11 protein-coding genes are annotated in these 26,318 nt (G+C 57.2%); 6 read left to right on the top strand and 5 right to left on the bottom strand.

Features of this window, described 5'->3' with window-relative positions:
• Positions 1-1,201 precede the first annotated feature (1,201 nt).
• Both C8275_RS04245 and C8275_RS04240 read left to right on the top strand, forming a co-directional pair.
• On the top strand, positions 1,202-2,452 hold the full coding sequence (locus tag C8275_RS04245) for a DUF4861 domain-containing protein (RefSeq protein WP_106484226.1): 1,251 nt from the start codon (positions 1,202-1,204) through the stop codon (positions 2,450-2,452).
• Positions 2,453-2,518: 66 nt separating this feature from the next.
• The gene (locus tag C8275_RS04240; RefSeq protein ID WP_106484225.1) at positions 2,519-4,834 is read left to right on the top strand and encodes a DUF2264 domain-containing protein; all 2,316 of its coding nucleotides are present in this window, start codon (positions 2,519-2,521) and stop codon (positions 4,832-4,834) included.
• Positions 4,835-4,916: 82 nt separating this feature from the next.
• On the opposite strand, the gene C8275_RS04235 is transcribed toward C8275_RS04240, so the two are convergent.
• On the bottom strand, positions 4,917-5,588 hold the full coding sequence (locus tag C8275_RS04235) for a hypothetical protein (protein ID WP_106484224.1): 672 nt from the start codon (positions 5,586-5,588) through the stop codon (positions 4,917-4,919).
• 449 nt (positions 5,589-6,037) lie between these two features.
• Between C8275_RS04235 and C8275_RS04230 the strand changes: the two genes are divergently transcribed.
• The 3 genes from C8275_RS04230 to C8275_RS04220 all read left to right on the top strand — a co-directional run bounded on the left by C8275_RS04230 (position 6,038) and on the right by C8275_RS04220 (position 13,583).
• A complete protein-coding gene (locus tag C8275_RS04230) occupies positions 6,038-9,340 on the top strand; it encodes a SusC/RagA family TonB-linked outer membrane protein (protein ID WP_106484223.1) in 3,303 nt (1,100 codons plus the stop codon).
• Between the two features lie 21 nt (positions 9,341-9,361).
• Positions 9,362-11,422, top strand: a complete 2,061-nt coding sequence (locus C8275_RS04225; RefSeq protein ID WP_106484222.1) for a RagB/SusD family nutrient uptake outer membrane protein — start codon at positions 9,362-9,364, stop codon at positions 11,420-11,422.
• Positions 11,423-11,633: 211 nt separating this feature from the next.
• Positions 11,634-13,583 carry a glycoside hydrolase family 97 protein gene (locus tag C8275_RS04220; RefSeq protein WP_106484221.1) on the top strand — a complete coding sequence of 650 codons (1,950 nt, stop codon included), beginning with the start codon at positions 11,634-11,636 and terminating at the stop codon, positions 13,581-13,583.
• 121 nt (positions 13,584-13,704) lie between these two features.
• Here the strand turns inward: C8275_RS04220 and C8275_RS04215 are convergent, their stop codons facing one another.
• The 4 genes from C8275_RS04215 to C8275_RS04200 all read right to left on the bottom strand — a co-directional run bounded on the left by C8275_RS04215 (position 13,705) and on the right by C8275_RS04200 (position 22,083).
• Positions 13,705-16,035: a beta-galactosidase gene (locus C8275_RS04215; protein ID WP_106484220.1), complete on the bottom strand. Its 2,331-nt coding sequence runs from the start codon at positions 16,033-16,035 to the stop codon at positions 13,705-13,707.
• A 51-nt stretch (positions 16,036-16,086) separates the two neighbouring features.
• The gene (locus tag C8275_RS04210) at positions 16,087-18,567 is read right to left on the bottom strand and encodes an alpha-L-arabinofuranosidase C-terminal domain-containing protein (protein WP_106484219.1); all 2,481 of its coding nucleotides are present in this window, start codon (positions 18,565-18,567) and stop codon (positions 16,087-16,089) included.
• A gap of 46 nt (positions 18,568-18,613) precedes the next feature.
• Positions 18,614-20,539 carry a family 43 glycosylhydrolase gene (locus C8275_RS04205; RefSeq protein WP_106484218.1) on the bottom strand — a complete coding sequence of 642 codons (1,926 nt, stop codon included), beginning with the start codon at positions 20,537-20,539 and terminating at the stop codon, positions 18,614-18,616.
• 383 nt (positions 20,540-20,922) lie between these two features.
• The gene (locus tag C8275_RS04200; RefSeq protein WP_106484217.1) at positions 20,923-22,083 is read right to left on the bottom strand and encodes a glycoside hydrolase family 43 protein; all 1,161 of its coding nucleotides are present in this window, start codon (positions 22,081-22,083) and stop codon (positions 20,923-20,925) included.
• A gap of 206 nt (positions 22,084-22,289) precedes the next feature.
• Between C8275_RS04200 and C8275_RS04195 the strand changes: the two genes are divergently transcribed.
• Positions 22,290-26,315, top strand: coding sequence for a two-component regulator propeller domain-containing protein (locus C8275_RS04195; protein WP_369861206.1), 4,026 nt, complete (start codon positions 22,290-22,292; stop codon positions 26,313-26,315).
• Positions 26,316-26,318 lie beyond the last annotated feature (3 nt).

Below are 26,318 nucleotides of genomic sequence, written 5' to 3'. Positions count from 1 at the left end.
TTCAAAAAACAGAACCGTTAATCATCATATTTTTAAACTATTGGAATTTCATAGGGGTAGCTATGACAATATATATACATTATAAATATCTAAACAATCTATACGCGCGACCAGCTGTAACAGGAGGCTCTCAACGCATCCTGCATAAGTAATCTTTTTTCTTATAATTCCCGGAACGAACGGTTCCGCATCCTGCATTCTGTGGCTGCCTATTGACAAAATGTCAAACGAAGCTCTCCACACGCCCCTTCCTCGCACCAAAATACAGTTTCGTGGATTCCGAGGCCCTTCTCGGGCGATTCGCAAAATACACATTGTCGCCTGACGGGAGATTTTCATCCCACCGTGACGGATGAAAGTCGTCCGATTGCATCCTTCTTCTGTTCATGACTCTGTTTTACCGTTCCATTTATTACCTTCTGATTAGTTGACGTCCCTTCCTTCCAGAGAGTGAAACTTCAGATTTTTGCCTTTCACTCTCCAAAGATTTGACTTCCGCGGATGAAACAATATTGTTTGGGAGGTGAAACAATATTGTTTGACTTGCCAAACACAAGTGTTTGATGCGTGAAACAACATTGTTTGAGCGTTAAAATGTAAGGATTTCGAAAATCAAACGTATAGTTTTCTAAATTCAGAGGCATTTTCGGACGTTTTCATTCACACGTCTTCACACTTGCTTGCTGATTTGACGGAAATGCGCAAAATACGAGTTAGCCGGAAAGGGCATCTGACGCAAATCTGTCAAGCAAACGGGTCCGAACGGCATCTTTTTGACTTCCGCCACAGGAAACAGGGAAGGGCGACACCCGCGCCCCATCGCTTCGGCAGAGCCTACAGCCCCGCACTGCCTTTTTTCAGCCCCGGAAAGCGAAAATGAAGAGATAGCAACCCCTTTTGCACGATTTACAATGCCCGAAAATCCGATATTTAGCCTAAATTTGCCTCACCAGCAAATGATATGCATCAACACTCAGCCGACAGGTTGACGAGCCGACAAGCCAGCAGACTATGGAAAGAAATTCATTGGGGTTAATACCTGCACGCTTGCCGCCCGCCAACTTGTCGCCGTGTTGATGGGTTTGCTCCCGTATGGGTTGCCGACGAGCCTCCCCTTGTGAACCGGACCTTCCCGGCAAGCAGGCGGTCCTTGTCCACCCGTCCGTGCGGTCCATCCGTCCACTTATAAACAAACATAACCATGACCAAACCTTTTACTCACACACTGACGGCTCTCATCGCCGCTGCATGCCTGTCGGGCTGTTCCATCACGCCCCGTTCGTTTGTAACCATCACCAACACCCTGCCTGACGGACGGCAGGGCGAAATGGTCGAAATACCTCTGGAGGAACTCCACAAGCTCCATCCGGCAGACGGTGAGAGCTACCTCGTCAGCGAAGGCACCGGAGAACCGGTTCCCTCGCAAGTGACCTACGACGGGAAGCTCATCTTCCCTGCAAGCGTCGACGGCAAGTCGTCAAAAGTCTACATCATCCGCACGGGCATCGCCGACAATGTGCCCGCCACAAGCGTCGGCAGGAAATATCCCGAACGCCTCGACGACCTTGCCTGGGAAAACGACAAGGCGGGTTACCGTGCCTACGGTCCTGCTCTGCAAGCCCGGGGCGAGAAGGCTTTCGGCTACGACATCTTCACCAAGTCGGTTGCCACACCGGTGCTGGAACAACGCTATGCCCTGGAGACCGACCAGGCTGCATGGGACGAGGTCCATGCGCTCGACAAGGCTGGACAGAAGGCGAAGGCAGACCGCCTGCGCGACTCCATCTCCTACCATGTGGACCACGGCAACGGCATGGACTGCTACGGCGTCGGTGCCACCCTCGGCGGTGGAACGGCAGCCCTGCTGACAGACTCGGGGATTGTCTACCCCTCCTGCTACAAGGAGTGTGAGGTGCTCGACAACGGTCCGTTGCGCTTCACCGCCCGCCTCGTCTTCCATCCGCTGACGGTCAACGCGGACGGCAATGTGGTCGAGACACGCCTCATCTCGCTCGATGCAGGGTCCTACCTCAACCGCACGGAGGTGACCTACGAGAACCTGTCCGCTGACACGCCTGTGGCTGCCGGCATCGTGCTCCATGCCGAGAACCCCGAGGGCTATTCCGCCGATGCGGAACAGGGCTACATCGCCTATGCCGACTTCACGGACAATGCTGCGGGCGACAACGGCATCCTCTTCATCGGCGCCGTCACTCCGCAACCCATGAACGATGCAGACGTACGGCTCTTCAACGCCGACGAACGGCAGGAGCACTCCGGTGCGCTGGGACATGTCCTGGGCATCAGTACCTACCATCCGGGTACGCCTTACCTTTATTATTGGGGCAGCGGATGGAGCAAGGCGGACGTGCCTGACATGCCGACGTGGGAAGCTTACCTGAAGAGCTTCGCACAACGCCTGCGCAGTCCGCTGATAGTGAAAGTAAACTGAGCCTTCCGCAGACCGGAGAGGAGGACCTGTCTGTCCGTCCACGGAAACACCAACCGAACCATTGATATGAACAAGACCCTTTTCAAGACCCTTGCAGCCTGCCTGCTGTTCCTGCTTCCGGCTGCCACCCTTTCCGCCAAACCCGATGAAGCTGCCAAGGTGCGGCAGCTCATCGAACGGGTCAACCGGCACTGGCAGGCGGAACACAAGCCCGAGACAAATGCCTTCTGGGACAACGCTGCCTACCACACCGGCAACATGGAAGCCTACTTCCTGACCGGCAACGAGGACTTCCGTGTGTACTCCGAAGCCTGGGCAGCCCACAACCGCTGGATGGGGGCACGCAGCAACGACCGCTCCCGGTGGAAGCTCACCTACGGGGAGACCGACGACCATGTGCTCTTCGGCGACTGGCAGGTGTGCTTCCAGACGTACGTTGACCTCTACAACCTCGCCCCCGACGACCGCAAGATACGCCGGGCACGCGAAGTGATGGAGTATGAGATGAGCACGCCGCGCCGCGACTACTGGTGGTGGAGCGACGGACTCTACATGGTGATGCCCGTCATGACGAAGCTCTACAAGGTGACGCACAACAGGCGCTACCTCGACAAGCTCCATGAGTACCTGACCTACTCCGACAGCATCATGTTCGATGCGGACGAGCACCTGTACTACCGCGATGCGAAGTATGTCTACCCCCGTCACAAGAGCACGAACGGCAAGAAGGACTTCTGGGCACGTGGCGACGGATGGGTGCTCGCCGGACTTGCCAAGGTGCTGCAGGACCTCCCCACGGACTACCGCCACCGCGACTTCTTCGTACAGAAGTTCCGTGACATGGCTGCCGCCGTCGCCCGTCTCCAGCAACCGGAAGGCTACTGGACACGCAGCATGATGGACCCCGCACATGCCCCCGGACCGGAGACCAGCGGAACGGCATTCTTCACCTACGGCATGCTCTGGGGCGTCAACAACGGTTACCTCGACGAAGCGACCTTCCGCCCCGTCATCGGGAAGGCATGGAAGTACCTCTCTGAGACAGCCCTCCAGAAGGACGGTTCGGTGGGTTACGTACAGCCCATCGGCGAGAAGGCAATCCCGGGACAGGTGGTCGACGCCCACTCGACGGCAAACTTCGGCACAGGTGCCTTCCTCCTGGCAGCCTGCGAATATGTGCGCTACCTTGAGGCGCCGCGTCAGACTGACCGCGCCTACTGGTGCAAGCTCGCCTACGACATGGCGTATCCCGTGCTGAGCAACCTGGCAAAAGGTGAACTGCAAAAGAACATGCTGGTGGAAGTCAGCCCCACGTGGGACGGACGGGACAAGCGCGTCACCTACATGGAGTGCTTCGGACGGCTCATGGCAGGCATTGCCCCCTGGCTCTCCCTCCCCGACGACAACACCGACGAGGGGAAGATGCGCCGTGAGCTGCGCGAGCTTGCCCTGAAGAGCTATGCCCAAGCCGTGGACCCAGACAGCCCCGACTACCTCCTGTGGCGCAACGAAGGCCAGCCGCTGGTGGATGCCGCCTACGTTGCCGAGAGCTTCCTGCGTGCCTACGACGCCTTGTGGGTGCCGCTCGACGAGACGACCAAACAGCGCTACATCACGGAGTTCACCCAGATGCGCCGCATCGACCCGCCGTACACCAACTGGCTGCTCTTCTCCTCGACCATCGAGAGCTTCCTAGCCAAGGCAGGCGCCCCCTATGATGCCTACCGCGTCAACTCCGCCATCCGCAAGGTGGAGGAGTGGTACACCGGCGACGGCTGGTACTCCGACGGTCCCTCGTTCGTGTTCGACTATTACAGCAGCTACGTGTTCCACCCCATGTACCTTGAAACGCTCCAGGCGATGAAGGATGCCCGCAGCCACACACGTATCGCCTATGACAAGTACTACGACCGCGCCCTGAAACGGGCACAGAAGTACAGCCTCATCCTCGAACGTTTCATCTCTCCGGAAGGGACCTTCCCCGTCTTCGGACGTTCCATCCCCTACCGCATGGCAGCCATGCAGCCCCTGGCACTCATGGCATGGTATGACGAACTGCCTGCCGGGGTGACTCCGTCGCAGGTGCGTTGTGCGCTCACCGCCGTGATGCACCGCATGTTCGACGGGAAACAGAACTTCAACGAGGGCGGTTTCCTCACCATCGGCTTCAACGGACGTCAGCCGGACGTTGCCGACTGGTACACGAACAACGGCAGCCTCTACATGACCTCGCTGTCGTTCCTTCCCCTGGGACTTCCCGCCGCCCATCCGTTCTGGACGGACGCTCCGCAGGAATGGACTTCCCGCCGTGCCTGGGGTGGAAAGCCTTTCCCGAAAGACCACGTCTGGCACGATGACATCCGCACGTCGGACTTGTTCTGACGTCCGGCTCTTTCAGCCCTGACATACATGCACTGAAACGGAGACACCGAGTCTGCATCCCGCTCTTGCAGGACACACAGGCTCAATGTCTCCGTTTCGATGTTTTATGCACTTTGATTACACAGGTCGTCGTGTCGCGCACATTCGCCCACCCTTCCCGTTCAAGAAACAAGCTGTCAAAATCGCGGGCGGTCAATGCATTCAGCGCGTTGTGCAGGGCACTGTTTTCAGCAAGCAGCCTGCGCTGTTGCCTGCTAAGCGGTCCTTCCTTCCAACAGTCCCTGTAACGGGGAAGCTTGTCCAACATGGCGCATAGGGCAGCGCTCGAACTTGCCCCATTGCGGATAGACTCACGAGCCTCTTCAATCAGCCTTTGTATGGTCGGATTGGCCAGGATTTCGTCGGTATAGGAAAGCATGGCACCGTATGAGAGCATGCCATATTCGCTCTGAATGCTGACGAGATACGGTTCGACCTCTTCCCTTTGCCGGGTCTTCTCCGGCCTATCCTTCCAGGCAGTCAATATACTGTCATAGATACAGATATATTCCCAATAAACCTTTTCCACGGGACGCAGACTACGGAAGTAAGCTTTCAGCTCCGGCGTCCGTACATTGATAAAGTCGCCAATCTTACCCGCCACTTCACTCGAATTGATTCGCATCGAGTCCGGAATAAGCGGAAAACCGGATTGCGCAGCCGCCGTCATGCAACAAGCCACCAATCCCAACAGAAACAACTGAAGTTTTTTCATCGTGTGCTATTTTATAAGTGATGATTCTTTGAATTGACCGGACGCCTGGTCCCGTTCTATGTGTAAATCCTCTCCCTTCGAGAAGCCACATACGGTATTCACTCCTTGCAGAGACATCGTTTTTTACGTACGCAAAATCAGGATTTTCCAGGAAATAGGTTCATAAGAACGTATGTTTTACAACAGGGTTTTGAAAGTAGTTTGTTCCCCGTACCGACTACTTCTGCACCAGTTCATTACGATCAGCATCTGTTACTCTTTGTGCATGTTCCATTCAATTTTTCAGCAACGCTGTTAATGCATGATTTCTGCATCATTGTTGCATGATTCTTCACTCTTCTCTAAAAGAAAAGCCTCTAGGTTTGCAAGCAGAAGGTAAGCCAATATACCTCCTCTTCAAGTTACAAAGCGGAATAAAACGAGCTAGAATCTAAAACATACGAGCAACAATGAAATCTAATCCATCAACAAACAACAAAAGGTATCTGTTCGCCTTGCTGTGTTGCGCAGGATTCGTGGGCAGCTTCCCACTCGGGATACAGGCATCCACGACCGAAAGCTACACAATCCAACAACAGACACATACTGTCCTAGGGCTTGTAAAAGATGCCAAGGGAGAACCTGTCATTGGCGCCAGTGTCAGAGTTAAAGGGAGTAACACTGGCTCTATCACGGACCTCGACGGACGATTCAAAATCAGCGTACCGGGAGAGGGTAAAGTCACCCTTGAAATCTCTTATATCGGCTATGTAACACAGGAGATTGAGACTGTTCCCGGCAAGGAAGTTATTGTCCAGCTTCAAGAAGACAGTCAGTCTTTGGAAGAAGTTGTAGTAGTCGGCTATGGCACCATGCGTAAGAAAGACCTGACAGGTTCTGTCATCCAGATACGTCCCGATGCGTTGGCGAACGAAGCACCGAAGACCGTACAGGACGTTATGCGCGGTACACCGGGATTGAATGTTGGCTATGATGCATCTGCTAAAGGTGGAGGCTCGCTCCAGGTGCGTGGACAACGTTCCATCTACACCAGCGGAGGACACAATGACCCACTCATCATCCTCGACGGCATGCAGTTCTATGGTGAACTGTCTGAAATTAACCCGCAGGATATCGGACAAATTGACGTACTGAAAGATGCCTCCGCAGCCGCCGTTTATGGTGCAAAAGGTGCAAACGGTGTCATCGTCATCACCACGAAAAAAGGCAAATTAGGCAAACCGACCATTAATGTGACTGCCACCCTAGGCATCAACACGCGGAGTGATTATCGCGATGTGTTCAACCCTGATGATTACGTACAATACCTCACCGACTGGCACAAGACCACAACCTACGGTGTGAATCCTGAAACAGGACGTTATGAAGCTTATCAGACCGGTAGCCATGCCAAACAGCCGGGATACTACGATAACCCCAACAAGCTTGCTCCCTATGGCATCACCCAAGACCAGTGGGCTGCCTATTCCAACAATACCGAAGGTGAAAGTCTCAGAAGCATCTGGGGACGCCGCCTGGGCATGGAGGACGCCGTATTGCAGAACTTCATAGATGGCAAGACGTTTGACTGGTACGATAAGACCTTCCGTACGGGCATCAATCAGGACTATAACGCCAGCATTTCTGGAGCAAGTGACAAGATGAACTACTACATGTCCTTCGGCTATCTGAAAAACGAGGGAGCCATTGTAGGCAACGACTACAGTGCCATGCGCGCCAACCTGAAAGTGTCAGGCAAAGTGACCGACTGGCTGGAAATCGGTGCGAACGTCAACTTTCAAGACCGTACGGACGGAGACATCGCTGTCAACGTCGGGACCAACTACTGGGACAACAACATGCTGCGCAACAGTCCCTATGCCAACTGCTACAATGAAGACGGCTCTTATGCACAATACCCCATGGGTGACCAGGTGAAGCGTGGCTATAACTACTACTTCGAACGTCAATACATTGACCTTGAGAAGGGGTACACAGTGTTCAACACCATCTTCAATGCAAAAGTTACACTTCCTTTCGGACTCAAGTATGAGTTCAACGTAGCCCCACGTTACCAGTTCTTCTACGACCGCTACTTCACGTCCGCAGAACGTCCGGACAGTAACCCGGATACTGAAGGTGCCAACCGCGAGCAAAGCAAACGCTTCGACTGGTCGCTCAACAACACACTCACTTGGGACCATACCTTTGCTGATAAGCATCACGTCATCCTCACCCTCGTGCAGGAAGCTGAGGAACGCCGCTTCTGGCAGGACCGTATCGAGGCTAGAGGCATCCAGCCATCAGATGCATTGGGTTTCCACAACACTGTCAACGGGACCAAGGACCTGAGCAACTTCTCTTCCAATGATACCCACGAGACCGCAGCCGCCTATATGGGGCGTCTCTTTTATTCCTACGACGAGCGGTATATGATTACTGCAACCATCCGACGTGACGGATACTGTGCATTTGGTGCCAACAATCCGTGGGCAACTTTCCCCTCTGTCTCAGTAGCATGGAACTTCGCCAATGAGAAGTTCTTCAACTGGGCGCCCATGAGCACCGGGAAACTCCGTCTATCCTGGGGTAAGAACGGCAACCGTTCACTCGCTGACCCATACATTGCCCTCTCCAACCTGGGAGCAGGGACCGGAGCGTCCATGGGATACATTACGGCAAACGGAGATGTGAAAGACATGAAATACCTGAGCGCAGACCGACTCGCCAACCCGAACCTGCAATGGGAAAAGACAGAAGCTTATAACATCGGATTCGACTTCGGCTTCTTCGACGACCGTCTCACCGGAAGCATTGAAGGCTACCTGATGACTACGCATGACATGATCATGCAACAGCGTCTGCCCGACTTCTCGGGATTCAGCAACATCACGACCAATCTTGGTGAAGTGGAAAACCGCGGTTTGGAACTCACTCTCAGCTCCGTCAACTTCGATCGGGAAGACTTCAAGTGGAACACCTCCTTCAGTCTCTCCTGGAACAAGAACCGCATCAAACACTTGTACTATGAAATGGAGAACATCACTGACAACGAAGGTAACGTCATCGGACAACGTGAAATGGACGACAAGGGAAACGGATGGTTCATCAACCAGCCCATCGGCGTCATCTGGGCGTACAAGGTAACGGGTATCTGGCAAACTGACGAAGTAGAAGAAGCCGCCAAGTATGGTCAACGTCCCGGCGATCCGAAAGTGGAGAACTCCTATACGCTCGATGACAAAGTTAATTCCGATGGAACCCGTACACCCGTCTTCAACGATTACGACAAACAATTCCTCGGACAGACCACACCAAAAGTACGCCTCTCGCTACGCAATGACTTCACACTATGGAAAAACTTCGACCTCTCCTTCAGCCTCTACTCACACCTCGGGCACAAAAGCCTTTCGGGTAACTATCTGAACGGAGACAATGACGGTTCACTGGTCACCTACACCTTCAATACTTTCAAGAAGGAATACTGGACGCCCGAGAACCCAACCAACAAGTATGCCCGTCTCAACGCTGCCGGACCGAGCGGCGCCGGAAGTCCCGCCAAACTCTACGACCGTTCGTTTGTACGTTTCGACAATCTCTCACTGGCCTATACCCTGCCGCAACGGCTCACCCGCCCCTGGCAAATGGAACGTGTAAAATTCTATGCCACTGTACGTAACCTGGGGTGCTGGGGCTCATGGGAATATGGAGACCCCGAAACCGGAGGACTGGCTACACGTACATATACTTTCGGACTGAATCTTACCTTCTAACTCCTTAACGCACGAAACACAATGAAACAATCTATTCAACATACACTTTCGAAAGGATTGCTCCTGCTGAGCGGAGCATGTCTTTCTGCTGGATGTACTGACAGCTTCCTCGAACCTGACCCGCTGTCGTTCTATGAACCGGAGAAAACCTTTACCTCCGAATCAGGACTGCAAGCTGCTCTCGCAATGTGTGACCGCCACTTGCGCCTGTACTGGACCGACTTCGAGACCAACAACATCAATGTACCCATCTCTACGGAATACCTCTTCTCCGATCTTGCCCTCTACGGAAAAACCGACGCGGGGAGCTGGGGATGCTACGACAACTTTGCCGACAAATTAACGCCTACCAACGGTATCAGCAATGGTGACGACAACCAGATATCCTACTTTTGGGGACAGAGCTACAACGGCATCAAGTATGCCAACACTGTACTTGCATACTTGGACAACATTCAAGGACTTGACGAAACCACTCGGCACGCCTATATGGGACGCGCCTACTTCCATCGCTCCTACCGCTACCTGAACCTCGTGTTTCAGTTCGGCAACGTGCCTTTGGTCACAAAACTGTTGGAGATACCCAAACAGAACTACCGCACCACCAAGAAGGAAGCCATACTCCAAATGATTACTCAGGATATGGAAAAGGCTGTACAATGGGTACCGGAACAGGCAGACACGAAGTACTACGGTATGGTGAATAAAGGCGCCTGCCGCCAGCTCCTCATCAAATGCTATCTAGCCACAGGGCAGTGGGCCAAGGCGGAAGCACAGGCAGACACACTCATCAGACAATATCCGCTCATGACCAACAGCTTTGGTTCATTTGCCAATAGTGGGGAACCGGACACCTGGCACATCACGCGCAACGTCATCTGGGACTTGCACCGTCCGGAAAACAAAGCGCTTGCCTCCAATACTGAAACCATCATGATGATGCCCAACAACTCGAATGAGTCACACACCGACTTCCTCACCATGCGCATTTTTGTTCCATTCTGGAATGACAAGAACCTCAAGATGCCTGACGGCAACCAGGCCATGATCAACTACGCCCGTAACAACAAAAGTTATAATCAACAGTATGACTGGACACGAGCGCTAGGTAGAGGCATCGCTACCATACGACTCACCCATTTTGCACAGCATGGACTGTGGAAGGTCAACGGAGTGGAAGACCGGGCAGACCTGCGTCACAACTCCGAAGTGGGCAACTGGGTCAACATGGAAGACCTGAAATACTACAATACAGCCTCCCGACTCTACAACGGACGTAACGTAATGCTCTACTCAGACACCACCATCGCCGCACGCGATGCACAAGGGAATCTGCTGTACAACGCCGACGGCACACCCAAATACACCGTAAAACAAGGCGACCTGCTTTGTAATGACACCATCCGCGACTGGTTCGACTTTCCACTCTACAAAGTCTATCTCAAAGATGAGAGTGCGGAACAGAACATGGGCGCGAACCAGTTCAATGGAGCAACCAAAGGAAGCAACGCCAATTGGTATCTCTACCGTTCAGCTGAGACCTACCTGCTCCGTGCCGAAGCACGCCTTTATCAAGGCAATGTGGCAGGTGCAACAGAGGATGTCAACACCGTGCGTCACCGCGCACAATGCTCGCAATATTATACGAAAGTAAACATCGGCGACATCATGAACGAACGTGCCCGTGAACTCTACCTCGAAGAGTGGCGTCACACAGAACTCGTCCGCGTGTCCTACTGCCTTGCCCTGAGCGGAATTGCCGACGAATGGGGAAACACCTACAACCTTAGCAATTGGGATAAACAGAGCGGTACCGACGACAAAGGAGGAAGTTACTGGTACCAGCGAGTTATTCATTACTCCTACTACAACAGAGGCTACACCATCTCCTCCGGTCAGGCCACGGCTCTCAACTACCGGATGGATAAACACAACCTGTACTGGCCCATCCCTAACGGGTCTATTGTCGGGAACAATAAAGGAGAATTGGCACAAAACTATGGTTACGACGGCTATGATGCCAATGCTCCCATGTGGACTTCCTGGCAAGAAGCCGTAGCCGACGAGAACAGCACGAAGTAAAGAACAAGTGATACAAGAAACGTGTTGAGGGTATATGTTCCCGAAGAGGAATGTATACCCTCCTCTTTTATCCACAAATTATCAGACGGCAAGTTGGACGTTCCAACGGAAGTGCGTACCTTCGGGCAACCTAAACTGAAAACCTACAGGCAGACCTGCCTGGGGACGTGCGTCCCCCTATCAACAGACTCATAAACTAAAAACCTTATACATGAACAGAACACTATCTATCCTCATCGGTCTGTGCCTGCCACTGGCAGCATGGGCACAGGATGCTACCGTGAGCAGCCCCGACAACAGGCTGCGCGTCGATGTGGCAGTGAAAGAAGGAAAGCCGGTCTACGGCGTGACCTATCAGTCGGCAACCATCCTGGAAGACTCCCCACTGGGCTTCGTAGCTAACGTGGGCGACTTTACCCGGGGACTGACCTTTGCCGGAGCTGAACGGAAGACGCTCGACGAGACCTACCGGCTGGACCGCATCAAGCAGTCCGAGGTGCACTATCGGGCAAACGAACTAGCCGTCAGCCTGAAGGATGCAGCGGGACGTACGTTCGACGTGGTCTTCCGCGTGAGCAACAACGACGTGGCATTCCGCTACGAACTGCCGCGCTTCGGCGAGACGGGAAGCATCGTCATCGAACGGGAAGCCACCGGCTTTGACTTTCCCGAGGGCACCACGACCTTCCTGACTCCGCAGAGCGACGCCATGATAGGCTGGAAACGTACGAAGCCCAGCTACGAAGAGGTCTACAAGCCGGATGCCCCGATGAGCGAACGCTCGCAATACGGACACGGCTACACCTTCCCCGGGCTCTTCCACGTCAGCGGAAGCCACTGGGCACTCGTCAGCGAGACCGGTGTGGACCGTCGCTACTGCGCCTCGCACCTGAGCGACGCCACGCCCGACGGACTCTACACCGTGGCGTTCCCCATGCCCGAGGAGAACAATGGCAACGGTACTGCCACTGCCGGCATGGCACTCCCCGGACACACACCGTGGCGGACGCTGACCGTCGGCGACGACCTGGCACCCATCGTCGAGACGACTGTCCCCTGGGACGTGGTGGAACCCCGCTATGCGTCGGAACATACCTACCGCTACGGACGCGGCACGTGGAGCTGGATACTGTGGCAGGACGGCAGCATCAACTATGACGACCAGGTGCGCTACATCGACCTTGCCGCCGCCATGGGCTATGAGTACACACTGGTGGACAACTGGTGGGACACACGCATCGGACGCGAGCGCATCGCCGACCTGGCAGCCTATGCACGCACCAAGGGGGTCAGCCTCTTCCTGTGGTACAGCTCCAGCGGCTACTGGAACGACATCGAACAGGGACCGGTGAACTGCATGGACGACCCCATTGTCCGCAAACGGGAGATGAAGTGGCTCGCCTCACTGGGTGTGAAGGGCATCAAGGTGGACTTCTTCGGCGGCGACAAGCAGGAGACCATGCGGCTGTATGAGGACATCCTCAGCGATACCGACGACTACGGGCTGATGGTCATCTTCCACGGTTGTACCCTGCCGCGCGGCTGGGAACGGATGTACCCCAACTACGTGGGCAGCGAAGCCGTCCTTGCCTCGGAGAACCTCGTCTTCAACCAAAGCTCCGACGACAACGAGGCGTTCAACGCCTGCCTGCACCCGTTCATCCGCAACACCGTGGGCTGCATGGAGTTCGGCGGTGTGGTGCTCAACCGACGACTGAACCGCACGAACGACGGAGGCTGCACACGCCGTACCACGGATGCCTTCCAACTAGCCACGTCGGTCCTCTTCCAGAACCCCATCCAGAACTTCGCCCTGGCACCCAACAACCTGACGGATGCACCGGCTGCCGCCATCGAGTACATGAAGGAGGTACCCACGACGTGGGACGAGACACGCTTCATCGACGGCTACCCGGGACGCTACTGTGTGCTGGCACGTCGCCACGGCGACCGCTGGTACATCGCCGGCGTCAATGCCGGAAAGGAACCGCTCGAACTGAAGCTCCGTCTGCCGATGTTCGACAAGGGGACGAAGCTGCACAGCTACACCGACAACCGGAAGTCTCTCGCCCTGGAGGAAGGACAGCTGACGGTGAAGAACCCCGAAGCCGTCCGTGTAACGCTCCAGCCCAACGGCGGCATGGTGCTGACGGGCGAATAAGGACAACGGCATCCGCCGACAACCTGATACAGACAACAACAGAGCCACGGAGGTCGCAGAGAAGGAACAGCATCCGGCTGATTCCTCCGCGCCTCCGTGGCTCTGTTATTTAATAGTCAATTCAATACGCGAAGTCCTTTGCCTTCACGTAAATCCTGTAGTCCTTCACTTGTCCCGGAGCACCTGCCTCGGCACGGGGCAACATGCGGAAGCCCGTCACCCGGCAGTTGCGCCCCAGGTCAATCACCAGCTGATGAGGATAGGCGGTGTTGTCCACCGTCTGCCAGAAGGTACTCTCCTGCAGGTCGTACACCTTGTCAGCCGTACGGTTGCCACTGCGCGTCTCCTCGCTGTCGGCATAGACCACCGTCCAGTGTTCGCGCGAGAGCGGCTTGCCGTCGGCTCCCAGCACATCCAGCTCGGCAATGGCGGCTATGTTGCTTCCGTCATAATTGCTCGTGGCGTCGAGGCAGAAGAAGCGTCCCTCCACAGGGTGGTCGAACTTCACCTCCTGCCAGCCGTTGCCCGAAGCGAACGTCCCGGTGTGTACCGGTGTCTCGCCGTCGAGCTTCAGGTTCTGCCCGTCCTTGCGGTGTGTCTCGGGCGCCTTCACACGGAGCTGGTCAAGGATGGGGGTAGCCAGTCCGGCAACGCAGGTCTCGGCAGGTCCCTTGAGGTCGAGGACAATGATTTCATTCTCCCCCTTCTTCAGCCAGCAGCCGGGCATGTAGAGCGTCTGCTGCGGACCGATTTCCCAGAACCGTCCCAAGGCGTGTCCGTTGACCCAGACCATGCCCTTGCCCCACGTACGCATGTCGAGGAAGGTATCTCCCGGACGGTCGAGCTTGAACGTGGCGCGGTAATAGGCAGGCATCCCGTCCGCCTTGCCGGGGCGGTAGTTCCTGTGACTGACGAAGTCATGAAAGGGTGGCAAGTTGTAGACGGTCCACCCCTTCAGCTCGCGGGCAGTGTCTCCGCTGAGCACCTCCACCCGCCGGGTGATGCCCTTGCGGTCATGGATGGACTTGTCGAAGTTGACACGCCCCATCGCTTCGACAAGGATGTCCAGCCGGGTGCCCTTCTTCAAGGTACCTTTCAGCGGAAGGGTGAACTCTCCCTGCCGACGGTCAAGCCGTCCCAGCAGACGTCCGTCGGCAAAGACTTGTGCCCAGTCATGCACCTCGTCGATGTGAAGCGTGCCGGAGATGTCGTCCTTCAGCGTCGTGCGGTAGAGGATGGTGCCCCATCCCTGGTCGAACTGCTCCATCGGACGGATGTCCTCTGTCTGCTTGGGAGCGGGCAGGTTGTCAAAGAGGGGTGCAACCTGCCAACGGGTGATGGCGGGCACCTCTATGACGGGGATGGGTGCAGGAGGCTCGGACAGTGTCTCACCGGCAGGCAGGTAGGACTGCAAGAGGTCACGGAGCTTGAAGTACTTGCGTGTAGTCCATCCGGCTTCGCTGATGGGCGCGTCGTAGTCATACGAGCTGCACATCGCCGAATAGGCGGGGTTGTTTGCGCCACCCCACCAGCCGAAGGTCGTTCCTCCGTGTGTCATGTAGAGGCTGAAGGAGATGCCGCGGTCGAGCATGTCCTTGATGCCACTGACCATGGTGGCAGCATCGCGCGTCTCGTGCTTGCGTCCCCAGTGGTCAAACCATCCGCTCCAGAACTCGCTGCACATGAGCGGTGTGTCGGGACGGAGCGACTTCAGCTTGCGGAACTGTTCGTCGATGTTCGCACCCGTACCGAAGTTCACGGTCCAGAGCAGGTCGTCGAGCGCATTGTTGGTGAAGTTGGAACTCCAGTCGCACTGGAAGAGAGGGACGTCGGTGAATCCGGAGGCACGCACCAGGTCACGGATGGCAGATACATAGGGCTTGTCCGTCCCGTAGGACCCGTACTCGTTCTCCACTTGTACCATGATGATGTTTCCGCCGCGGCTCACCTGCAAGTCAGCGAGCTGCCTGCCCACCTCCTTCATGAAGATGCCCACACGTTCCATGTAGTAGGGGTCGAGGGTGCGGAGGCGTACGTCGTCCTTCTTCAGTAGCCACCAGGGCAGTCCGCCCATTTCCCATTCGGCACAGACGTAGGGTCCCGGACGCACGATGACGTACATCCCGTGCTTCTGCGCTAGCCGGCAGAACCGGGCGATGTCGTTGTTCCCCGAGAAGTCGAACTGCCCGGGGCTGGGCTCGTGCAGATTCCAGAATACATAGAGGCAGAGCGTGTTCATGCCCAACGCCTTGCACATTTCGATACGGTGTTCCCAGTAAGGTTCAGGAATACGGGGATAGTGCACCTCGGCCGCCTTGATTACAAACGGCTTGCCGTTCAGCAGGAAGGTGCCCTGCCCCACTTCAAACTTGTCGTGTTCCTGCGCCAAGATGCCGTTGGCAGCACCGAAGGCGAGAAGGAGCGAAAGTCCGAAAGCTAACAGTCTTTTCATTGGATTTGGATATTCTTTTTAGGGTTATCAATAGGGGTCGGGACCGGGATGTCACAGTCTGATGACCGTGAAGGAATAGGCAGGAAGCGTGCAGGGGAACGATGTACCGCCCGGCTCGAACGTAGTGGTCACGGGACGTGCCTTCCGGTCTGTCGGCGTACCAGTGAGTACGGTCTTGGTGGCAGTCGGCTTCACCTGTTCAATTCCCTGGAGGTTCACGTCCGTCCGCACTTCCACGGGCAGGAGGTTCACCAGCTTCACGATGAGGTCACCGCTGCGGCTGTCCTTCACCACGGAGACGGCAATGCGTCTGTTCACATCGCTGCGCCGACTGTCGGTCCGGATGCTGACGGGCAGATAAGCATCTCCGGCGTTCTGTCCGTAGAGCTGCTGCACATAGTAGCCCACGGTGGGGTGTACCTCGCGGTTGTTGAAGTAAATCAGGTCGGGATTCCACTGGGTATGTCCTTCCTTTGCCAGCAGAGGGGCATAGGACGTCATGGTCACCACGTCGCCGTTGCGTTCCACCGACGTGAGGTAGAGGGCCTCCGCCAGGGCGGTCTCGATGTTGTTGGGACGTCCCGGCAGGTGGGCGGCATATTCGCCCAGGTATACTTTCGACTTCGAACGGTCGTAACGGTCATAGAAGTCCTGGTTGTTGATGAACCAGCCCGGGGTGTTGTAGTAGTGCTCGTCGACAATGGGGACTTGCAGGCGGGTGGCAAGGTCCCAGCCCTCCTCATAGTCCGTTCCTTCCCAGAAAGGTCCGACGGTCCCGACGACGGTGATTTCAGGATGATGCTTCCGGATGGCTTCGTAAATCATCGTGAAACGCTCCTCGAACACGTCGGTGATGAGGTCTTCGTTGCCAATACCGATGTACTTCAGGTTAAAGGGCGCAGGGTGACCGGCTTCGGCACGCATCTTCGCCCACTTGTTCTGCTTCGGGTCCGCATTGGCGTAGTCGATGAGGTCCAGGATGTCCTGCACGTATGCGTCCATCTCTTCCATCGGGATGCCTCCCTGCTGTCCGCCTCCCAGGAGATGCCCTTCCGGACACGCCGAGTTCTGGCAGGGAACTCCGGCAGCAAGCACCGGCAAAGGCTCTGCTCCCATGTCTTCGCAGAAGCGGAAGTATTCGTAGTATCCCAGTCCCATCGTCTGGTGGTAGCCCCAGAGGTTGCGCATTGGCTTGCGGGCTTCGAGCGGACCGATGGTGTTCTTCCAGCGGTAGATGTTGTCGATGCCGTTGCCGTGTGCGACGCATCCGCCGGGGAAGCGGACGAAGCGCGGATGAAGGTCGGCTATCGCCTGTGCCAGGTCGGCACGCAACCCGTTCTTATGTCCGCGGAAGGTGTTGCGCGGGAAGAGCGACACCATGTCGAAGGCGTAGGTGCCGGCTTCGGCGGGTGTGATGACCAGCCGGGCGGCATCGGCATCCGCTGTCGGTGTGAACACGGCATCCAGCTTCTTCCAGTCCTTGCCGTTCAGGCGGAAGGACTTGGCAGCCAGCACCTGTCCGTCGGGTGTGCACAGGCTGACGTTCACTTTGCCCGGACGTCCGCCGAGCATGCGCGTCCTCCACGAGAAGTCATACTTCTCTCCCTTGCGCAGCACGATGCCGTCGTATCCTCCGTTTGACAGCGAAGCACCCGGCTGCTTCACGTCGAGCACGGCGTAGTGGGGATTATTGGGATGGATGGGCGAATCGGTAGCTATCCGCAATTCCGTGCCCTTGCCTTCGAGGCTCCATGCCGTGGTAGCGTTCCACTCGCCGCGGTCCGCCGCGCTGTACTCGAAGTCACGGTTCTGAATCAGTTCGGCATAGAGTCCTCCGTCGGCTCCGTAGTTGATGTCCTCAAAGAAGACCCCGATGAGCTTGTCACTGATGTGCTTTGCCTTGCCGCCGTCCACCGTCAGGTTCACATGGACGGGCTTCAGTCCGGCAAAGCGTTGCGGGTCCTGCTCGGTACGCTCATCGTGCAGTTGTCCGATGTACGCACGGTAGGCAGCATGGCGGTTCAGGCGTTCCACGTCCGCCCAAGCTACCCGCATCACGCTGCCCTCCAGCTGCACCCCGTCGAGGGTGACACGCTCCGGTCGTCCGCTTCTCCAGCTGGCAGCAGGGAGGTCCTTGCGTTGCTGGGGCGTAAAGTAAGTCTGACGTTTCCAGCTCAGCAGGTCGGGAGAAGCCGCATGGGCAAGCTCCTTGCCGCTTCCGTTAAGCTGCCACACGCAGTGCCATGCACCGCCTCCGGGCTCCTGATAGAGCTGCGGGCGGACCATCCGCTTCTCCGCACCCCAGGCACCGTAGTCGCTACGGACAAAGGCATAGCCGTCGCCCACCGTGAACCAGCGGTTGCCGTCGGGACTCCAGGCGAACTTCAGTCCGCTACGCCCTTCATCGCCGGGAGTCGCATAGGAAAACAAAGATACCGAGTCGGGGACGTTCGTCGTCTCCGTGACATGTGCCTGCAGCGGAGACAGACACCAGCAAGCTGCCAGGGCAGCCGCACATTTTAGCTTTTTCATGGATGAGTGGTTTATGAGTTAACAAGGGGACAAGTTGACAATTCTCCTACTTCGTCAGTTTCACACGCCGGATGGTACCGTCGTCGTTGAACTCCAGCCGGTCGATGCAGACTTCGCGGTGAAAGCCCGGTCCCTTCTCCTTCGGAAGGTAATCCTTATTGATGCGGTGGTAGACGATGAACCACTCACCGGTCTGCGGGTTGCGGACTACCGAATTGTGAGCCGGACCGTAAATCTCCTGTGCCGGGTCCTGAATGGTCACGATGGGGTCCTTGGCGACCTGGATGGGACCGAGGGGCGAGTCCGACGTGCCGTAGACGACGTGGTAGTTGGGCGAACCGGTGTCATCGACCGACCACATGAAGTAGTAGCGTCCGCGGTAGAAGAACACGTAAGGGGCTTCGCGGTAGGCGTAGGTCTTCAGCGTGCCTCCTCGAGGGGTCAGCTCGGTGATGGTCTCCGTCTTGACAGACACCATGTCGTCGTTCAGCTCGGCACCTGCCATATAGCCGTTGCCCCAGTACAGGTAGCTCTTGCCCGACGCCGGGTCGGTGAAGACATCGACGTCAATCTGCTGCCCGTGTCCGGCAGGTGACTCCGTGACGATGGGATGTCCCAGGTCCTTGAACGGACCGACGGGCGAGTCGCCGACAGCCACACCAATCTGCTTGCCTGAGTTGTCGGTCGGGTTGCCGCTGTAATAGAAGAAGTATTTGTATTTGCCGTCAATCAGCTTCTCCTCCATGGCGGGAGCCCAGGCGTTGCCGTTAGCCCACGACACTTGCGGCGAGCGCAGGTCGAGCACCGTCCCTTCGGGCTGCCAGGTCCGGAGGTCATCGGACGAGTAGGCGGTAAAATACCAGCCGCCCCATCCGGCATAGCCGTCGCTCGTGGAGTAGATATAGTACTTGCCTGTCTGGCGGGAATAGAGCACTTCCGGGTCGGCATGGAAACCGGGGAGTACGGGGTTGTTGGGAATCTCACCCAGCCCCTCGGGCTTGCCCCACTTGTCGGTCAGACGAATCAGCTCATCGCGTGTGATGGGAATCACCGTGCCGTGACGCGGATGGAAGTCCATGTCCACGGCATGGTCGACGACCTTGAAGTGTTGCAGGTCCGTGGTTTCGGTGAACTGGTACGCTCCCTTCTTGTAGACGTCGTACATCAGGATATACTTGTCCTGACCGATGAGCTTGAACGTCCCGGCGCCCTCGACTGCCTCAGGCGTCTGCTGCTTGTAGTCGGGCGACTCCGTCCACTGCCCTGAAGTGAGCGAGCGGGTCGTCGCCACCTTGATGCCGTCGCCGTGTCCTTCGGTCTTGTAGAACAGGTGGTAGACTCCGTCCTTGAACACGATGTCACCGTCGATACACGGTTTCTTGTCCTTCGGGAGGAAGAGAGGCTTGGGGTCGCCCACAAGGTCGGTAAAGTCGTCGTTGGCGTAAGCGTAGTAGATGATGTCCGGTCCACCTTCATGGAGCATGGACCAGTAGACCATGTACTTGCCGGCTTCGCGGTCGAAGATGGTCTGTGGCGCCCACACACGGCGCAGGTTGCCCTGTCCCTTGTAGCGCTTCTGGATGTTGATGACGGAGTGTGTCCAGTTCACCAGGTCAGTGGACTTCAGCAGGACCATGGCGCGGTTGGACGACCAGCCGTTGCCCGACACCATGTCGGTGACGACCATGTAGAACGTCCGTCCGTCTTCAGCACGCAGGATGTGCGGGTCACGCACACCGCCGGTAGAACTGATGAGGCGGGAGTCAAGCACGGGCTTGTTGCCGTTGAGCGCACGGTAGGTGTAGCCGTCGAGGCTGACGGCAAAGTGGATGGACTCTTCTGCCATACGGTTGCCCGTGAAGTAGGTGAACAGGTAAGCGACGTAGTCTTTCTCCTGGAGGTTGTTTCCGCCCCGTATCATGCCCGGCACCAGCCAGGCGAGCAGCAGGGCAGTCAGAAGTGTTTTTTTCATAGCGATTCGTTCTATACTGCGTTTATAAGTGATGATTTGTGCAAATATACAGCATCCGCAGCGAATAACACCGACGGTATTCGGGCAAATGTCCCACGGTATTCAGGCAAAACGACCCTTTTCAACGTCCTCCTGCCGCCGTACGGATAAAAGGAAAGCCTCGCCATCACGGCGAAGCTTCTCTCAACAAGAAAGTCATCTCGGTACATTGACCTCCTTTAAACAATCATTTCCTTTTACCTATTACTCATTTCGCCTGCACTCCACTTGTCAGTGGACCCGTCGTCGGTTTACCGGTTCACGGGCAACAGCGACGGAAGCGGCGAACGTTCACCTATTATTATATGAGGGCTCCCCACATGTCTGCCCGCAGGGAGCATCCGTTATTCCTGTTCGACAATCGGACGGTCGAAAAAGCCCAGATCCCACTGGTCCATCCACTCCACATAAGGTACTCCCTCCTTGAAACGGACGGGCAACCAGATGTAACGGGCATCGCTCGGATGCTTCGGACGCCAGATGTCCGCCATGAAGATGAAGCGGTCGTCCGCTCCGGGTAACCGGAGGACAAAGGTGCTCTGTCCGCCAAAGGTGATTTCGGACTTCGGACCGACACAGGGATTGGGCAGCTGCGTCCACGGTCCCCAGATGGAGGGAGCGGAGAACAGACGTGCCTCGTTGGGGTCCCACCCCGTACAGCCGGACGTGATCATCCAGTACACACCGTCCTTCTTGAACAGTGCCGGTGCCTCGTTGTGTCCGCCGGGAGCTACCCGGACGTATTTCCCGGTATGACTCAGGTAGTCGTCGCTCAGCTCGGCGATGTGGAGCGTCAGGTTGTCTTCCGACGAGAAGATGTGATAGGCCTTGCCGTCGTCATCGACAAAGAGCTGCATGTCCCGTGCCATCTGTCCGCCTTCCAGGTCGCGCTTCACGAAGAGCCCCTTGCGGATGGCTTCGCGCCACTCGGGCGTCCACCATCGGGCATACTTGGCGGCATCGAGCGTGTCGAGCACGGCACGTTCTTCCGCCGTCATGTCGAAAGGCAGCTGCCCGGCATCGGGACGCATCGAGCGCAGGTGGCGGAAGGGGCCTGTTGGGGAGTCACTGACGGCTACCGCTGAACGTGCAGCCGCATAGCCCCGTCCACGCAGCTCCAGGTGGAACCACATGACAAACTTCCCGGTCCGCTCGTTGTAGATTACCTTCGGGCGTTCCATGATGCACCCCTTGGCAATGTCGCTTGTCGTGTCGTTGTCTGCCACAGACAGGGCGATTCCTTCGTTCTTCCAGTCGGTGAGGTTCGACGAGGAGTAGCAGGTGATGCCCACCAGCGCCTTGCTCGTCGAGTCGGACTTATACTCTCCGTACCAGTAATAAGTCCCCTTATGGTAGAGGACCCCTCCGCCATGTGCATTGATGTGTACTCCCCGGTCGTCCAGCCACAGCTTTCCGGGACGTATCGGTTCGTGGTTCCCGCCCCGCACGCCACAGGCTTGCAGGAGGAATGCCAGACACAGGTAGTAGAAGAAGAAGTGTTTCATGTTCGGTCCAGTGATGGGTTTTCCGGATGCAAAACTAGGAAGGAGCCGACAAAGCACGGCGCAACTATTTCGGCAAAAAGGTGTCAGTTATCGGTCAAATGTGCCCACGGTGCAAGAATTGCAGTGCTTACGTGCGAGCAATTTAAGATTTTGGACTACCTTTGCGCACAGTCAATCTTTTGTAACCTAACTGGAACGCTATGCGAATCTCTCACTTCACTGTCACTTTTATCGCACTGTGTCTCTCCTTCCTGACGGGCCCCCTCCGGGGACAAGGTTCCCATCCGTTCAGGCATCTCAACGTGGACAATGGCTTGTCGAGCAACTATGTGGTAGACATCGCCCAGGACTACCAGGGTTTCATCTGGATAGCCACCGAATCGGGACTGAACAAGTTCGACGGAACGGAGGTAACGGTCTACAACACACAGAACTCCGCCCTGAGCAGCAACGAGCTCAACACCGTATACTGCGACCCCTCCACGCGTACTGTATATATCGGTACCCAGCGCCACGGCCTCTGTGTCTACGACTGTGTCAGCCAACAGTTCACCGCCCGTTACAACTCGCAGAACGGACTCCTGTCGAGCGATGTGACCGACCTCTCACGGGCTGCCGACGGGGGCATCTGGGTCACCCACTACCACCTCGGAGTGGAACACTTCGACCCGAAAAGCCACACGTTCACTCCCTGGCGGATGAGCGACATCGCGCACTTCGAAGGGACTTCCTGGTGCAGCCGGGATGACGGCAACGGACACCTCTATGTGGGGCACGACGGACAGGGCATGAGCCTCATCGACCTGAAGCAACGCACCTGCCGGAGCTTCACCCACCAGGACGACCCGCACAGCCTGCCGGGCAACATCGTCCACTGCATCTTCATCGACAGAGACCACCGGGTATGGGTCGGCACCAACAACGGACTCGCCCTCTTCCACCCGGAGCAGGGCACCTTCACCACCTTCCGACACGAGGAAGGCAACCCCCACTCCCTCCTTTCCAACTATGTCTATGACATCGGACAGGCGGACGACGGACGTCTGTGGGTCTGTACACAGATGGGCGGCGTCAGCATCCTCGACCCACAGGCCCTGTCGTCCGGAGACGTCCGCTTCGACAACATCGGAGCGGGACAACGGGACGGCATCTCCTCCGCCAATGCGCGCTGCTTCTTCCAGGATTCGTTCGGCAACATCTGGATTGGCAACTACCGTCAGGGCATCGACTTCCTGAGCTACGAACGTCCCATCTTCCGGACCCTCCTCCCCACGGGCTCCTCCACCGACGCATCCGGCGCCAACCAGGTGTGGAGCCTCGCCGTCGACAACCGCTCGCTGCTGTGGGCAGGCTGTGAGAACCGGCTCGTCGCCTTCGACGGCGAACGGGAAGCCTTCACCCTGGAACTGACGGGACTTGCCAGCCCCAACACCCACGTCAACGCACTCTACAAGGACCGTAAGGGACTGCTCTGGCTGGGACTCTACAACGACGGCGTGCTCACCTGTGACCCGGCGACCCGACGCCTCACCCGCATCGCGTCTCCCGACCCGGCACTCGACGTACGCGACTTCCACGAGGACGCTGACGGGACCATCTGGGTCGCCACCCTCAACGGACTCTACATCTGCCGGAACGGCAGGCTGGAAAGACGCGACGACATCACCCGCCAGCTGCCCGACCGCATGGTCAACCGCATCCTGCGCGACCGCAAAGGCAACCTCTGGGTCGGTACCTTCGGCAAGGGCATCGTCGCCTTCAACCCCGCATACAAGCTCATTTGTGCCCTCGACGAGACCAACGGACTGGGCTCAAACGCCGTCAACGACTGTCTCGTCGACCGGCAGGGAGGTATCTGGATAGCCACACGCAACGGCATCTCCTGCCTGCCCGACCCTTCCCGTCCGAAAGACTGCCGGCTGTACAGCGGCAAGCAGGGACTGGTGAACGTGCATGTGCGTGCCCTCGCCGAAGACCGTGACGGGGAAATCTGGCTCAGCACCAACGGGGGTATCTCCCGTTGGAACCGGAAGGAACAACAGTTCGAGAACTACACGTCCGATGAAGGTGTGCCCAAGGGTGACTTCATGGACGGCGCCGTCTGCACCGACCGCAACGGGCAACTCTGCTTCGGCTCGCAACGGGGTGTGTGCAGCTTCTCCCCCACGGACATCGACCGTCCACGTCGGCTCAGCCCCGTGGTCATCACGGAAGTCAGGAGCTTCAGCAGCACCGGCGACATGAAGAACCTGGAGCGCATCCTGCCGCTTGCCGACGGACAGACCATCCGCCTCGCCCACGACGAGAACACGTTCCACATCGCCTTCAACGTGATGGACTACACCCGCAGCCGGCAGGTGGAGTATGCCTACCTCATGGAAGGACTGCACACCGCCTGGTTCGAGAACGGGAACGACCACCGCGTCATGTTCCGCAACCTGCCTCCGGGGACCTATACCTTCCGTGTCAAGGCACGGCTGCGCAACCAGCCGTGGAGCACCGACGAGACATCCGTATCCATCCGCATCCTGCCCCCGCTGTGGCTCACAGGATATGCGAAGCTGTTCTATCTGGCAATGGGATGCCTGCTGCTCTACCTGGCACTGCGCTTCTACAAGCACCGGCTGGAACTGGAGAACCGGCTGAAGCTGGAACGTCACCAGCACGAGAACGACCGGAAGCTCAACGATGAACGCCTCCGCTTCTACACCAACATGACCCACGAGCTGCGTACGCCGCTGACACTCATCCTCGGTCCGCTGGAGGACCTGCTCCAGGACAAGACGCTCTCGCCCGGTCATGCGAATAAGCTCAGCGCCATACGCGACAGTTCCGTCCGCCTGCTCAACCTCATCAACCAGCTGCTGGAGTTCCGCAAGACCGAGACGGAGAACCGCCGACTCTGCGTGGAGCGTGCCGACCTGGGCAAGCTGGTGCAGGAAATCGGGCTGCGCTACAAGGAACTGAACTCCAACGCCCGGGTGGACTTCCGCCTCTCCATCGCTCCGACGGACACCACCCTCTATTTCGACCCCGACGTGATGACCATCATCCTCGACAACCTCCTCTCCAACGCCATCAAGTACACACCGCAGGGGAGCATCAGCCTGAGCATCGCCACTGAGACGACGGACGGCACACGCCACACCGTCATCCGCATCAGCGACACGGGACACGGCATCAGCGCGGAAGCACTGCCGCACATCTTCGAACGCTACTACCAGGAGGACAGTCCCCATCGCGCCTCGGGGACGGGAATCGGACTGGCGCTGGTGAAGTCGCTCGTCAGCCTCCATCAGGGCACCATCGACGCGAAGAGCACACCGGGAGAAGGCAGCACCTTCACCGTCAGCCTGCTCACCGACAACTTCTATCCCGACGCACTGCACAAGGAGTCACGGACGGACGCCGTACTCCCGGAAGCTGCTTCCGGTGAACAGCCGGAAACGACGGACGACAACCGCCCCATCGTGCTCGTGGTGGAAGACAACGCGGACATCCGTGAATACATCCGCAGCTCCCTCGCCGACCGCTACAACGTCGTGACGGCAGCCGACGGACAAGAGGGACTCGACGCGGCGCAACAGCAAATCCCCGACCTCATCGTGAGCGACATCATGATGCCGGTCATGGATGGCGTGACGCTCTGCCGTCTCGTGAAGGAGGACGTACAGACGAGCCACATCCCCGTCATCCTGCTCACGGCAAAGGACAGTACCCGCGACAAGGAGGAAGGCTATGCCGCCGGGGCAGACTCGTACCTGAGCAAGCCGTTCAGCGCCGGACTGCTCATCAGCCGCATTGACAACCTGCTCGACAACCGACGCCGACTGGCACGCCTCATCGGCAGCCAACAGACGGAAGAACCCGGACAGGAAGAGACGGATGCCCTGCGGAAACTCAGCAAGCTCGACCGCAACTTCCTGGAAAAGGTGAACCGGGTCATCGAGGAGAACATGAGCCTGGAACGCATGGACATCGCGTTCATTGCCGACAAGATGTGCATGAGCCACTCCACCCTCTATCGCAAGGTGAAGGCACTGATGAACATCTCCGTCAACGAGCTGGTGCGCGATGCCAAGATGAGGCATGCCGCTACCCTCCTGGAGTCCGGCGAATACACCGTGACCGAGGTGTCCGACATGACAGGCTTCAGCAGTGTCCCCTACTTCCGCCAACGGTTCAAGGAGAAGTATGGCATGAGTCCGAGTGAGTTTATGAAGAAGAAGTAAAAA

The sequence above is a fragment of the Bacteroides sp. Marseille-P3684 genome, assembly GCF_900291465.1.
In the GTDB taxonomy this organism is placed as follows: Bacteria; Bacteroidota; Bacteroidia; order Bacteroidales; family Bacteroidaceae; genus Phocaeicola_A.
This window is presented reverse-complemented; position numbering and strand designations above follow the sequence as displayed.

Excerpts from the sequence above, each read along its gene's own strand:
- C8275_RS04245 (WP_106484226.1), top strand. The coding sequence starts at position 1,202 with ATGACCAAACCTTTTACTCACACACTGACGGCTCTCATCGCCGCTGCA.
- C8275_RS04240 (WP_106484225.1), top strand. The coding sequence starts at position 2,519 with ATGAACAAGACCCTTTTCAAGACCCTTGCAGCCTGCCTGCTGTTCCTG.
- C8275_RS04235 (WP_106484224.1), bottom strand. The coding sequence starts at position 5,588 with ATGAAAAAACTTCAGTTGTTTCTGTTGGGATTGGTGGCTTGTTGCATG.
- C8275_RS04230 (WP_106484223.1), top strand. The coding sequence starts at position 6,038 with ATGAAATCTAATCCATCAACAAACAACAAAAGGTATCTGTTCGCCTTG.
- C8275_RS04225 (WP_106484222.1), top strand. The coding sequence starts at position 9,362 with ATGAAACAATCTATTCAACATACACTTTCGAAAGGATTGCTCCTGCTG.
- C8275_RS04220 (WP_106484221.1), top strand. The coding sequence starts at position 11,634 with ATGAACAGAACACTATCTATCCTCATCGGTCTGTGCCTGCCACTGGCA.
- C8275_RS04215 (WP_106484220.1), bottom strand. The coding sequence starts at position 16,035 with ATGAAAAGACTGTTAGCTTTCGGACTTTCGCTCCTTCTCGCCTTCGGT.
- C8275_RS04210 (WP_106484219.1), bottom strand. The coding sequence starts at position 18,567 with ATGAAAAAGCTAAAATGTGCGGCTGCCCTGGCAGCTTGCTGGTGTCTG.
- C8275_RS04205 (WP_106484218.1), bottom strand. The coding sequence starts at position 20,539 with ATGAAAAAAACACTTCTGACTGCCCTGCTGCTCGCCTGGCTGGTGCCG.
- C8275_RS04200 (WP_106484217.1), bottom strand. The coding sequence starts at position 22,083 with ATGAAACACTTCTTCTTCTACTACCTGTGTCTGGCATTCCTCCTGCAA.